A 13,655-nucleotide genomic window follows, 5' to 3' on the forward strand; every position below is an offset into this window, starting at 1 on the left:
GGCGAGGTCCTTGGCGATGATCCGGCCGTCCCGGTTGAGACGTTCCAGGAGCAAGTCACGGCGTTGGGCGGCCAGCATGCACGTTTCTCCTTGTTTTTTCCGAGAGATTCATCTTATCGTTCCCTACTGCCGGCCGGGTCGAGCTCGACGCCCGTTGGGCAGAGGGCGGCCCCTGGTTCAGGGCCACCTTGCGTGGCGGAGATCGGAATGATGCCGCCCGCCCGAGCTTGACCGGTCGTCCTTGTGGCCCGCTTGACGGCCACCAGCGGCGACACGCAATCGGCCATCTGCCTTGTGGCTCCTTGTGGCCTCCGCGACCGCCGATTCCCTTTCCGGGACAGCGACCGCCCAGTTCTCCCAAGCGCGTCACAAGCATCTGTAGGCAGGGTTAACGGACGAATCCAATACAGGAAGACGGAATAGGTGTATGAGAAATAAGGCGACACGCGGTGCCCTGCTGTCGGTCGGAGTGATGGCCGGCCTGGTGGTCGGTGGCGGAGGAGTTGCCGCCGTGACCGCGGCCGTGGACAGCTGAGAGATCGTGGCCTGTGCGGGCGAGGACAACGTTTTGCGCCTGGCCCCCAGCCCTTCCCCCTCGCCTTCGGCCACGTGCCGCGATGGGGAGAAGGCCCACTCCTGGAACGCCGTCGGGCCGCAGGGGCCTGCAGGTCCGCCCGGTCCTGGGGCCGGTGAGACCTACCAGTCCGTTCCGCCTGCAGGGCTCGGGTACGTCACCAGCGATGCCGCGCCCACACCGCAAACGGCGGCGGTGCTCAAGGACCTGCCCGCGGGCTCGTACGTTCTCAACCTGGACCTGCGGATCAGACAGCAGTCTGGAGACCCGCAGCCGTTCGACGCGGAATGTGGTCTGGAGACCCCACCAGGAGGATTCAACACTGGGACGGTGCCGAAGTGCCCGCGGGCCGGCAGTGGTCCATGAGCTTCACCAGAACGGTCACCCTCAGCAGCCCGGCTTTCGGTGTCCTTGAAGTGCTACGCGTCGACCAAGAGGTACGGGACCAGCGGCGTCCCGGTGGTCTTCCAGCGGCAGTACCTGACCGCGACCCGCGTCTCCAAGGTCACCCAGACCACCTGGCCCCGATAGGCGGTTCACCCGCCGGGCGACCTTCCTGGGCCACCGGCGGGGTCCCCATGGCATCGTGCAGGCGATCGCGGGCTGCCGGCCTTGGCCGTGTCGCGGACACGCGAACGGCCAGGGCGGGGCGGAGATCCCGCTGGGAGATGCGCGCGCATCTGAGGGAATCGGGGCTACGCCGGCAGTGCGGCCAGGGCGGCGTTCAGCCGTTCCTCATGGTATCGGTCGAACGCCGTCAGCATGTACCGGAAGCAGGACACCCGCACCCGTCCTGGGTCGCGCCTGTCGATGTGAATCCGCCAGTTCGCCTCGTCCGGATCGTCCATCACGAACTCGAACGCCTCGTCCGGCCGCCGAAGGTGACGCCGAATGGCATCGACCGCTGCCTGGGCCGTACAAGGCTCGGCCAACCTGGAGAAGCTCTCGGCCAGTATCGCCACGACCGCGTCGGGATAGTCGGCGGGCACGGATCCTGCCTTGGATCTCACGTACAGTCTGTGGGGCTCCGCTGAAGCCTGTGGCGGGCTCGATGAGCCCGCCACAGGGACAGATCATCTGTCGCAGGTCACGGGGTAAGCGGCCTGCGCGATCGGCTTGTTGTGGCTGAGCACCTCAAGTGCGACGGTCCCGTCCGACTTGGAGGGCCGCGTCCACGAGGTCTGCAGCTCCGCCCATCCGCTCTTACCAACGGTCACCGTGCCGGCACTTCTCGGCTGCCCGTCGATCAGCCATCGGTAGCCGATCTCCGTACCGACCGCAGCCGCCAGGCGGCCGTTCGCCACCATGTACGGAGGCTCGGCGCAATCGCCGTGATATGCCTGCGGCCAGAGCGCGGCAACGCGCACCGGACCGGGCGAGGGGTCCTTCGGAACGCAGGTCCAGGTGTAGGCGTGGTACTTGCGCGGCCTGTTCTGGTCGATCACCTCGATCATGACGGTACGGGTGCCGCTGCCGTTCAGCCGACTGTGCCACATATCGCCAATCGTCTGGCCCCGGCCCCGCTCAAGCCGGGCGGTCCTGACCGGCCCCGGCTCGTCGCCCGCGATCACGCGGTAGCGGATCTCGGTATCCCGGTCTGCGACCACCACGGCGTCCGCCCTGAGAGTGACCACGCCGTCGCACTCGCCCTTGTAGACGGGCGTCGACATGGAGCTGAAGGTTACCGTGACCTGCTCGGTCCCGGGACAGGAGAAGCTGAACGATCGCTCGGCCCGCGTGCCGTTCTCAAGAATCAGTGCGATCTTGTGAGATCCGACGTCCTTCGATGTGAACTTCCAGTTGGCCGTGGGGCTCGCGATTCGCGGGTACGTGCTGGCGAGGAAGTTCACCTCCTCCAGCTTCCACTGCGTGTCATCGAGCTTCCACCAGTACTTGACCTTCTGCGCTGGTCCGGCCGGGAGGGTGATCTCGCTGTCGGCCCAGTGATCGACCGGCTGGGCGCAGCTGCCGTTGTAGTCGCCCGGATGGACCTGGGTGATCTTCACCGTCGGCTTCTGCCCGGCCGGCGGCGGGTCCACAGGCGGGGGATCCACCGGTGGTGGCGTTCCTGTGCAGGTCACCCGGTAAGCGGCCCGCCCCGAGTCGTGTCCGCGGGCGGTGAGGACGTCGATGGCCTTCCAGCCGCTGGTGGAGGAGCCCACACTCAACGGCAGGGTGACCTGGCGGCTGCGGGGCCCGCCGGCCGGGAAGGAGATCGTTTCGGTCCGGCCCTCGCCGGTGGCGCTGTCGATCCACCGGTAGGCGACCGTCGCCGGCGTGCGCGAGATCTGGATGGTGCCGGTGAAGGTGACGGTGGTGGGACATGTGCCCGTGTAAGTGGCCGGGGTGACGTCCACGTCGGCGGCGGCGATGAGCGGCTCGTCCGGCTTGGCGGGCAAGGGGTTGGCCACGTCCCACACTTCGGCCGGGCCGTCACAGGCGACATGGAAACGGGCCTTGGCAGCCAGCCCCTTCTTGCCGAGGATCTCGACGGCTTGCCAGCCGGAGGTGCTCTGATCGAAGGTCTGCCGGTCCTTCACGGTGACCTTGCGGGCGCCGTTGACCCTGAAGCTCTTGATCACGCTCTTGCTGGCGTTGCCGCGTACCCAGCGGTAGCGGACGGTTCCCTTTCCCTTGGCCGCGACCACTGCGGAGAAGCCGACGGTGGTGGGGCAGACGCCCGAGTATTTGGCGGGGCTCGCCTTCACCTTGGCAACAGCCGTCGTGAGCGGCTTTGCCGCTGTGGCGGCCGAGAGTGCGGCTGTTCCGGCCGCAGGGGCGGCGCGCGCGGGAGGGGCGGCCAGCAGCCCGCTGAGCAGCACCGTGCTCAGCAGTAACGCTGTCCTTTTCATGAGTTCCTTTCTCTTACTAGCTGGTGGTGAAGCCCTACATCGCCTCGGTCGGGCTGAGCTCCGGGCAGGCGGCGTCGATGAGGGCTTGAAGCAGGCGCTGCGGGTCGTCCGCCAGCATCATGCATACGTACAGCCACCACTCGGTGCCGAAGACCGCGTACTCCCGGGTGGGGTGTCCTCGCTCGGCCATCGCGGCGAGGCGATCGGGCCCGCAGCCGAGCAGGGTCTCGAACTCCCACGGCGCGTCATCATGCCCCCCTCCGCCGAGATGCTGATCGATACGGTGAATCAGGTCCCAGTCATGGGTCGCGAACGAGCACAGGTGCCCCGAGTCGGCCAGCGACTCGGCATGACGCAGGTAGGCGGCAGGCAGGGCGGGATCCCCTGGCGAACAGGCGATGGTCTCAGACTCCGGAAAAGCACCCTTCACCAGGCGAATCCGGCCAGGCAGCGCCAGCAGCGCCGGCAGGTCGTCAGCGGTGCGGTACAGCCGCGCCTGGACAGTGATCCCGACGTGGCCGAAACGCTCACACAACTTGCGATGCACGGACAAGACCGCGTCAGTGAGGACGGAGCCCTCGGCGGAGATCACCATCTCTCGTCCCGTTTCGGCGGTGACCTGAGCGATGCGGAGTGCGTTGCCGAAAGCAAGATCCTCGTCGATCGCCAGGCCGATATGGGACAGAGCCAGCGAGACCGAGCAGCCCGGCGGAAGCCGGCGTGCGGCCTCGACGAACACATCCGTCTCCGCGATCGCCTGTTCGGGGTCGCGGCAGCTGCCGCCCATGTATTCGACGCTCGCACGGTGGCCGGCCACCATGATCTGCGCTGCCTGTTCCACGGCATCCGCCAGGCTCTCGCCGGCCACGTAGCGCCGGGCCACCCTGCGGACGATCCGGCCGAGCACGGGGTCGGCGAGTGTCCGGGCCTTCACCTTCTCATTCAGCGCAAGCCCGCGCAGGACCTGAGCCGCCTGGGTTGATGATTCCTCGGTAACGACGAGCGGGTTGCTCATGAGAGGTGCCTAACTGTCATAAGTAAACAAGTGCAATCGCGGCCACATCGGCCCGCCGGCCGGTCCGCGGCATCAACGATTCAGAGATGCCACACACCCCGGAAGCGGCAGGAACGTCTGCCGAGGAGAGGGAGGCGACGCCACCTGCGACGAGAAGCGAGGTGGCCAACATTTCGACCCCTGGGAGGGCGCGACCCGTTGACCACGAATCTTTCTGGGCACGGTTCACCTTTCCGGAAACCTGTGATGTGAAGGTCGACGCCGCGCCTGCAGAACGCCGTCCAAGGCGTACCCCTTGGAGAAGGCAAGGCGCGAAGCGATCGGGCGCCGACGATATCCGGCGCCCATTGTCGATCGCTTGGCACTTCTTGCGATCACCGCACTTGTACCGTCGACGCTGGCAGCGCAGTGGCCTGACCAGCGCCGACGTCCAAACGCGCCCTATTCGATGATGTAGGCGATCCGCTGCATGACCGTATCGCCCTTGCTGTCGGTCACGATCACCACCGCCTCATCCTCCCGTGGGGCGGTGAAGGTAGTGGTCGCGGTGACGGTGCCACCACCGGTCCGCTGGGTCACCTGCGCGTCGGTCATTGATCCGCCGTCCCAGACCACCTTGGCGGTGTGAGTGTCGGACGCATCAGCGTCGGTGAACTCGACCCGTAGCGTGAACGGCTCGCCCTCCTTCCCTCGCAGCGGCGGGTCCGGCACCTGGATCACCGGGCCGGCGTTGGCCACGGCCCCCCAGGCGTCCAGGGTCACCGCGTACGCGGGTGCGCTGCCCCGTGCGGTGGTGAAGGCCAGCTTGCCGGTCGCCTTGCCTTCCGCAGTGGGCGTGAAGACCACCTGCACCACGCACTTGGCGCCGACGGCCAGCTCAGCCGGGCAGTCGTTGGTCTGCGAGAACGGGGCGTCGGCGGCGATGGCCGTGATCGGCATCGGTGCGTTGCCGCGGTTGGTGAGCGTCACCGCGACCGGATGGCTGCTGCTGCCGATCCGTACCCGGTCCGGCCAGGAGATACCGGTCTTGTCCAGCATCGGGCGGACCGTGGCGATGGCCTCGGCGCTGTTGTCGCCCGGCTTGAGGTCCGCGACCGTGAAGCTGGCGGCGCGTGCCCGGGTCTCCAAGACGGTTCCGTCGGACAGGCCGGCCGGAAGGACGGTTCCCACCTCGACCGTGGCCGAGGAGCCCGGCGGCAGTTCGGGGACGGTGATGCGGAAACCCTCCTTCAGTGGGCTGCACGTCCCCTGCTTGGCCGCGCAGGTCGGGGTCCCTGCGTTGTGGGGAATGAGCAGGTCCAGGCGCACGTCGCCGGCGGTGCCGGGGCCCTTGTTGGTCACTGTGGCCGTCCAGGTCAGCGCCGAGCCCGGTGCGGGTTCGGCCGCCGACGCGGTGTGTTTCACCTCCAGGTCGGCCGGTGCCGCCGCCGTCGGCGTCAGCACGAACGAGCGGGATTCCTCGATGAACCCGTACACGTTCGCCGAACGGTCACGGACGAAACCCTGCGCCACGATCTGCCCGGAGGAGTTGATGTCGTACAGCGTCTTCAGGCCGATGCACGGCTGGGTGGTCTCCCAGGTGTGCTCCGGGCATAGCGGACGTGGCAGCAGCTCGGCCAGGTTGTACGTCACCCCGGCCAGCCACAGCGCCGGCACCGCGCTCTCGGGCGCGCCGGCGAAGCCGGCCACCAGGCCGTGGTCGTTGACCGCGGTCGCAATGCCCGCGCCCAGATCCGTGCGCTCGCCGTTCTTCCAGGTGTAGGCGTGATGGACCACCGTTTCGTTGCTGGCGTTGCACAGCCCGCCACCGACCACCAAGCCGGAGGCGTTGACGCCGTGCGCGGCACCGGCGACGCCTGTGCACGTCAGCGGGCCGACGCGGACCGGCAGTTCGAGCGCCTTCGTACTCGTCCCGTCGTAGAAGGCGGGGCTGCGCGAGATTGCGCCGGGAGTGCGGGACGTTACGTAGGCCGCGGCGACCTCGCCGCGCGCGTTGATCCGGCCGCTGGGCTGATCATTCGTCCACAGCTCCAGGTCACCGGCCAAGGGTGTGGCCGTTCCTCCCTTCCACATCACGTACGCGCCGGAGCCGCTCCGCTTGTCCCTGAACCCGAACACCTGGCCGCTGTCGTTCAGGCCCAGCGCCATGCTGTCGTGAAGCTCCTCGCCGGACTCCGGATGCAGGTCGCTCACCTGGCCGTCGCGGTAGACCGCCGCGTGTTGCTCGTTGCCCTGGGCGGTCGTGGTCATCGCCCAGCCGGAGACGTCCCCGGCCTCGTTGATGCCGGTCGCCGTCGCCGCGCACACCATGACCGGCGCATCGGTGCACGGCAGGACGCCCAGGTCGGTCAGCTTCCCGTCCTGCCAGCGCACCGCCCGGGTCTTGGTGTCGGTCAGCCCCGCCGTGGCCGCGACCTGGCCGCGGTCGTTGATCGCCACGGCCTTGGTCAGGCCGGCATACCCACCGGGCAGCGTGCCGAGCTCGGTCACCGCATAGGACCCGAACCGGGCCACCACGGTGTGCGGGCCGTCCATCACCAGCTCCAGTGTCCCGCCGCTGTGCCGTTCCTGGCCGTCGACGATCCACCCCATCGGCATCCGGCCGGCATCGGGGGTCGCGGTCACCTTCACCTTGGTGCCGGGGCGGTATTTGTCCTGCTCCGGGGAGGCGGCCACCGAGCCGCCGGGCTGCGCCGACAGCGTCAGCTCGAACCGCTGCTGGTCTCCCTCGGCGACCTCCACGACGCCCTGACCGGTCCGCAGGCCCTGTGCCGTCTCGGCCCGTACCACCACGTGGTACCTCCCGTCGGCCAGCGCCTCACTCGTCGCGCTGTAGACGCCGGCACCGCCGTCGTCCTTTAGCACCAGTTCGTGGCGGGCCCCGCCCAACGCTGACAGCACCGCCTTCACCGTCGCGCCGGTGACCGGCTTGTCGTGGTCGGTGACCGTGGCTGTGACCTTCACCCGGCCATCGTCGGAGACCTGCTCAGCCGCGACCGCGACCTTCAGCGGGCTGCCTGCCACCCATGCGCCCAGGTCGACGGTGACCGGTTCGGCGCCGGTGTTGGAGATCTCCACCTTCCACGCCCCGGCCTGCGGCTGGGCGACGCTCAGCCCCTGGAACGGCTCCACGGCGACCTCACTGCCCGCGGTGTACGATGCGGCGGGCTTGCCGGAGGGATCCCGCAGCACCATCCCCACCGTCTGCGGCAGCATGCCGACCACCCCGAAATGCGACCCGTCCGGCACCTCCAAGGGCACGCTCACCGTCTTGCCCGTCTCAGCCGTCGCCGACAGCGTGGCGAACACCGCACTGGCATCGCCCTTCGTGGCCTTCACGGATCCGGCGCTCTTGAGCGGGGCCGGCTCCCCCTCTCCCGCCAGCAGCGACGCCAGCCGCGGCGCGACGTAGGCCTGCGCATCCGCCACCGACTTGGTCATCTTCACATGCGTGGTCAGCGTGGTGGGAACGTCGGTGTAGACGTGCCGCGCGCTGTCCGCAGGGACGACACCGTCGCCGTCAAAGTCACGGGGGTAGTGGGTGCATATCGACTTGTTGCCCACGCCCACCAGACTGGAGATCTTCACACCCTTCAGATCCGTGTACTCGGTATTGAAGGTGTTCATGGAATCCGTGGTGAGCTCCTCGATCGCGGGCGTCAAGGGCATCTCACTGTTCATCCCGCCGTACCAGTTGACCAGGATGTCCGCGCACGGCGTTCCCCTGTTGGGGGTGCCCAGCTGCAGCAGCCGGTTGATCACCGGCTTGCCGTCCGGCGAGGACGGCATACCGGCCTGGATGTACCTCCGGGTAATGACGCCGCCCATCGAATGGGCCAGCACGTCGACGTGGAACGCACCGGTGCGCTTTCTGACGCCCTCGATGTAGAGCCCCTCCTGCTCGACGTTCTGCGGGAGGGTGAAGGTGCGGCGGCCCTCGTTCTGGTCGCCGTCGGTGTTCATGCGGCCGGGCACCTGCCCGTCGCCGACCGCGAATCCGTGCAGGTGGGGGTTGATGCGCCGCAAGATCGCGTCGTAGCCTTCCCACGCCTGCTTGGCGTTGCTGCGGAAGCCGTGCACCAACACCACGGGCTTGGGTTGCACCCGGATGGACTCGCTGTCGGACGACTCCTGCTTGCCCCCAACGGTGAAGAGTTCGGCCAACAGGCTGCGATATCCGCTCGCGTAGCCGTCTCCCCAGGCGAACCCGGCGGTGTCCCAGGTCATCCGTTGGGTGTTGACCTCGTGTGGTTCGAGGTCGATGTCGATCTCTCCGCCGGGCAGGGGCTTGCCCCGATGGATCTCCGAGATCCGAAGCTTGCGGGAAAGGCGGAACGGGGTGGGATTGCGCACCGTCACGGAGATGCGGACCCGATTGCCGTCGATCGTGTTCGCCTGGCCGTCCGGCACCTCGGTCCATTCCTCCGAGGGATAGCGTTGCGTTTCGAGGCTGAGGGACTTGATGACAGGGCGGGGACTGCCGGGCTCCAGCAGGTAGGCGTATTTCGCATCCGTCGGCTCGCGGTTGGCTTCACCGACGATCTGGTCGTGATCGTTGATGTCGGTGGCCGTCAGATGGGGGCGGCCAAGGGCGGCATCGTCACACGTCTCGCTGAGGTGCACCGTGTAGCCGGTCCAGCCGGATCCGCGTTTGGTCGCATAGCGGGCCTGGATGTCATAGGGCGAACTGATCAGGTCCCGTCCCGGCGGTAGGTCCTCGCCCTTGCGCCAGCTCACCTCCTGCTCGCCGTCAGCCCTGGAGACGCGCTGGAACTGCTGGATCCACACGATCCGTAACGTGTCCACCGCCGTGATCTGACGCAGCCAACGCGGTGCGCCGGCATTGTGGAGCGCCTCCAGCAGCCGATAGCCGTCGGCTCCGATCTGTCGCGCCAGCGCGGCGCGTTCGTCCTCCTCACGTGGCAGCCGATATCCTTCGGCTCTGGATCCGTACTCTTCGATCCAGCGCGGTTCGACATGGGCGAGGAGCCATTGCGGTGCGGCCGCGGCCAGTGCTTCCAGCCCCGCCCGCAGCGTCTCGGCGACGAATTCCAGCCTGTTGAGGGTGCGCACCGCGGCCAGCACGTGGGTGGAATCGCTGCGCTGACGGCCACCGGCGGTGAGCAACCCCAGTTCGGCCAGCTTCGCCAGCATCAGATCCAAGATCTTCATCTCCTGCCCGTGGCCAAGCAGGCGATTGCGGAAGCCGTGGAGCACGGTGAAGTCGAATCCCGCATCCGTCAACTCCAGGCCCAGCAAGTACTTCCAGTCGATGCGGGACCGCACCGCGTGGGCCGCCTGGCGGTCGGTGAGGTTCTCAGCAAACTGCATCACCGACACCAAGGCCAGCAGACCAGGTGATATCCCGGGACGCCCGCGGCGCCCGAACGCGGAGGCAAACTCCTCATCAGCGAACAGCACCCCCAGTTCGTCGCGTACCCGCATCGCCAGGCAACCCTTGGGAAAGGCCGCCTGCGCCACAGCCGCCGTCAGTTCGGGCACCTGCGGCCACGGACGCGGCTGCATCGACACCACTCACCTCATCCTGCGGCGTTGACAGGAGGATCGCCGCATCCAAGATCATCCATGATGACGATCAACAAGGAGAACCTGAGAGGCGCCACGCAATTGGGCAACAGGGTCATCGAAGGCTGGTACAACCTGCACCGCCCGCACAGCAGCCTGGGCTACCGTAGCCCTGCCGACTACGAGGCCGCCGCGGCGGCCTGACCACCACAACGATGGTGTCCGCGGAAGCGGAGCAAGCTCAAGGTCTCAACCGGTTGCCGACAAGACCTCTCAAGCACATCACAAGTCCCTGCGGACAAGATCAGTGGCGGAATCCGGGACCGGTGAATCCGAAACAGGAAGCAGGACCTTACTGGTCATGCTCAAGATGAGGAGACAGACATATGAGCAGCAGAGCGAGAAGCAGTGCCTTACTGTCAGTGGGAGTGATGGCTGGATTGCTTGTCGGCAGCGGAGGGGTCGCGGCTGTGACCGCCGCGGTAGCGAGCGGGGAGATCGTCGCCTGCGCCGGCGAGGACAACGTCCTGCGCCTCGCTCCGGCCCCTTCACCCTCCCCGTCTCCCTCTGCCACGTGCAGCGCAGGAGAAAAGACCGTTGCCTGGAACGCCGTCGGGCCCCAGGGCCCTGCGGGTCCGCCTGGCCCCGGGGCCGAGGCTTACGAGGCCTGGGGCAACACCGTCGAATACCTGATCAGCGGCGAGCCCGACATCACGCGGAAGAAGGTGGCGGTGCTCAACAACCTGCCTGCGGGCTCCTACGTCGTCAATGCGGACCTGCAGGTCGTGCAGCGGTCCGGAACCCCGGCGCCGTTCGATGTGGATTGCATGGTGACCGCCTCTTCTGGGGGCGGCGTGCCTGGGCAAGATGCCGAGTTGGCCGCAGGCCAGCAGTGGCACGGAGCCTTCACCAGGACGCTCACCCTCAAGAGCCCTGGTTCGGTGTCCTTGGAATGCTACGCCTTGGGAAGCAGAGTCGGGACCAGCGGCGTGTCCGCGATCTTCTACAGGCAGCACCTGACGGCGACAACGGTTACCAAGCTCCGCCCCAGCTAGACGGTCGTCGAAGGCGACGGTCCACATGCCACTGCGGCTCAGGACCGTCGCCTTCTCACCGACCCTCGATGCGACTGTTCGCCTTGGTTGAACGGGTGCTGGGCGAAGGATTCGAGGCTGCCTCCACGGAGGCCACGGAAGTATTGCCTCGTGCCATGCACGCGCTGAACGTGGAGGTCGACCACAGGTTCCAGAGACCTGGAGGGACCCATTCGAGCGAGACTTGGTCTCCGAGCGCATCCTGGAGGGCCTGAAGGGCGCGCGCCCAGGGCCACACGGCCAGCCAGCCGGTCGCGGTGACCGACGAGGTGCTCGCCGCCACCCGGGCCCCCGCCGTGCGTGGCCAGCCCATTACGCAGACCGCCGCGAACTCGGCGTCGGCCGCTCCATGCTGCACCGCGCCCCGGAAGACGACGGCCCACCCACCGCCGGCACTGCTGCGGCACCCCGCGCCGCCACCGTCTACGACCTCGACCTCGACGTCACCGGCACACTCCTGCCGGATTCAGATCGGCGAGAAAAGACGTCCTGGCGCATAGCTGGCCTGTTCGTCTGTTCCCAACGGATCCCGGCTCTACGGACGAGTTGGGGCTCAGCTGGGCGGGCGCGCGAGGAGTTGTCGTTGATCGCCTCGTGGCTTGTCGACAATGACCGCTTGAGATCTTCTTGCCGAGCCACGGCGCGGAGCCGGCGTGGCTCGGCGTTGTGGGCGGCCTTATCCACGATTACATGGGATCCCCTTCAAACCCGAGGAACGGTTGGAGCCCGGGAAAGTCCTGGGTGGCGGTGCCGAAGTCCTGGAACAGTGTCCACTCGGTCCTGCCGAAGATGCCGTCGTCCGCGATGTGGCCCGTGTGCGTGCCCATGGCTCGCGCCATGCCGAAGTCGCTGGTCAGCTGGAATACAGGGCCGCCGCTGTCGCCGCCCTGTGTGCTTCCGTTCGGCCTCTTGGCGGAGATCAGGTCCGTGAGGCACACATAATCGTCAGTGCAGAGTTTCGTGAACTTGCCGTCAACGGTGTGCCCGCACGTGGCCCCTGTGATCGTGCCGGAGACGCACAACGACTGCCCCTTGTACGTCCATCCCCATCCGATCACTGGCTTCAGGAAGTCGTCCACGCCAGGCGTGCCGTCCCAGATCCAGCCCGAGCCCTCGTTCACCGAGACGACACCTGTGATCCTGATGAGCAGGAGGTCGTGCTCCGTGTGCTTGAACTCGGCGGTGCCGATCGCCTGGCCCTCTCCGTCCGCGAACCGGTCGCCGGGGTCACCGCAATGGCCGGCGGTCAGCATGAACCGAGCTCCGTTGTAGCGTACGGGGAAGCCTCCGGTGCAGTGGTAGTCGAGGCCGGAGTCACCGCCGCAGCCGCCGATGGGGCCATAGGAGTTGTTGCGGATCGCCAGGCCGCCGTACCACGGGATGTCGTCGTTGCAGCGGGACGCTGTGGTCTTCATCGGCTCCTGCACGGCAAGCTCAACCGGAACCCCCACGTCCGGCAGCGCCTGCCGGGCGAAGCTGGCGTCTTTGACGGAGGCGGTGAGACCGCTGCCGTCAAAGGACAGTTTGACGGCGTGGACCTTACCGCCGTTCTCCACCCCTGAGGCGGCCCAGAGCCGGTCCGCGGCCTTCTCCAATTCGCGTTGGGAGTGTATGGCAGAGCGCACCTCCACTTCGGCGATCTCACGAGCCTGACGGATGGCGGTCTGTACGCGCCCCGGGATCTTGTCCTTCCACCAGACGACCACCCGGTCTCCGGCCAGTTCGATACCCGAGTAGCCTGCCGGCAGGCCACCGTTCTCCACCGCACTTCTGATCTTGTCGGCGGCCTTGACCAAGGGCTGCTGATGTTTGATGGCGCTCTGTATCTCGGGCACGATGCCCGCATCCTCCAACTCTGCGCCCAGGGCCGCCTGGCCGAGGCCCGCGTCCTGCACGCCGGCCGGCATGCGCGGCCGCCGATCGACTGGTCATGGCTGTCAGCGACATGCCTGCGCGCCGCCGCCATGGCCGCACTCGACCACCAGCCTGAATGCCACACCTTGTACCGAACGCTCCTGCCCTACAGAGGGCGTATCTCCGGAGTTTCGGGCATCATCTGCACCGGTCCGGTGGACTGGTACCTAGCTCTGCTGGCCACCACCACCGATCACCATGAGGCCGCCACCGAACACCTCAGGACGCTGCAACGACTGGCGACCGAAAACAACCTGACCTGGTGGCACGACCGTGCCACCGAGGCTCTGCGCCGTCCTGCCAACCTGCGCCTGCAACTGACGGTCGGAGGTGCGGGATCGCGGCCCGGTCCAGCGCGAGCGAGATGATCGGCTCGGGTGCGCCTGAGCGACGATGGTCTCGGCACGTGGCCGGCGTACTCGAACACGACGTACATGAATCCGATGCCGCCGCCGAGCCCGTTCGCCGCCGCCATCGAGCACAACCCGACCGGGCGCCCCGAAACGTCAGGTGGCGTGGATGATGGGCATGCTGAGCGCCCGCACGGTGGCGTTCTCGCTGCCGGCGTCGGTGACGATCCCGGCGACGTCCGCCAAGGGCAGAACGGTGAACCGGGAGGCCGCGCCGATCTTCTCCGAGCTGGCCAGCACGTAGGTGTCGGCGGCCTGGCGAGCCAGGGC

Annotated in this window: 8 protein-coding genes; 3 read left to right on the forward strand and 5 right to left on the reverse strand. The window is 67.5% G+C overall.

Going from position 1 to position 13,655, the window contains the following annotated elements; genetic code table 11:
* Window positions 1–1,269: 1,269 nt before the first annotated feature.
* From AB0I79_RS62430 to AB0I79_RS62445, 4 genes are all read right to left on the reverse strand, one after another.
* Window positions 1,270–1,584, reverse strand: coding sequence for a hypothetical protein (locus AB0I79_RS62430; protein ID WP_357895923.1), 315 nt, complete (start codon window positions 1,582–1,584; stop codon window positions 1,270–1,272).
* 63 nt (window positions 1,585–1,647) lie between these two features.
* Entirely contained in the window at window positions 1,648–3,426 is a 1,779-nt protein-coding gene (locus AB0I79_RS62435; RefSeq protein ID WP_357895926.1) for a hypothetical protein, read from the reverse strand.
* Window positions 3,427–3,460: 34 nt separating this feature from the next.
* Window positions 3,461–4,441, reverse strand: coding sequence for a proline dehydrogenase family protein (locus AB0I79_RS62440; protein WP_357895929.1), 981 nt, complete (start codon window positions 4,439–4,441; stop codon window positions 3,461–3,463).
* Between the two features lie 441 nt (window positions 4,442–4,882).
* Window positions 4,883–9,967, reverse strand: a complete 5,085-nt coding sequence (locus tag AB0I79_RS62445; protein WP_357895944.1) for a transposase — start codon at window positions 9,965–9,967, stop codon at window positions 4,883–4,885.
* Between the two features lie 60 nt (window positions 9,968–10,027).
* On the opposite strand from AB0I79_RS62445, the gene AB0I79_RS62450 reads away from it, so the two are divergent.
* Window positions 10,028–10,171, forward strand: coding sequence for a hypothetical protein (locus AB0I79_RS62450; protein ID WP_357895932.1), 144 nt, complete (start codon window positions 10,028–10,030; stop codon window positions 10,169–10,171).
* Window positions 10,172–10,437: 266 nt separating this feature from the next.
* Window positions 10,438–11,022, forward strand: coding sequence for a hypothetical protein (locus AB0I79_RS62455; protein WP_357895934.1), 585 nt, complete (start codon window positions 10,438–10,440; stop codon window positions 11,020–11,022).
* A gap of 725 nt (window positions 11,023–11,747) precedes the next feature.
* Here AB0I79_RS62455 and AB0I79_RS62460 read toward each other — a convergent pair.
* Window positions 11,748–12,896, reverse strand: a complete 1,149-nt coding sequence (locus AB0I79_RS62460; RefSeq protein WP_357895937.1) for a trypsin-like serine protease — start codon at window positions 12,894–12,896, stop codon at window positions 11,748–11,750.
* On the opposite strand from AB0I79_RS62460, the gene AB0I79_RS62465 reads away from it, so the two are divergent.
* Window positions 12,867–13,343: a hypothetical protein gene (locus tag AB0I79_RS62465; protein WP_357895941.1), complete on the forward strand. Its 477-nt coding sequence runs from the start codon at window positions 12,867–12,869 to the stop codon at window positions 13,341–13,343. The genes AB0I79_RS62460 and AB0I79_RS62465 overlap by 30 nt on opposite strands.
* The last annotated feature ends 312 nt before the right edge of the window (window positions 13,344–13,655 follow it).

It is taken from the genome of Nonomuraea sp. NPDC050202 (assembly GCF_040656115.1).
GTDB lineage: Bacteria > Actinomycetota > Actinomycetes > Streptosporangiales > Streptosporangiaceae > Nonomuraea.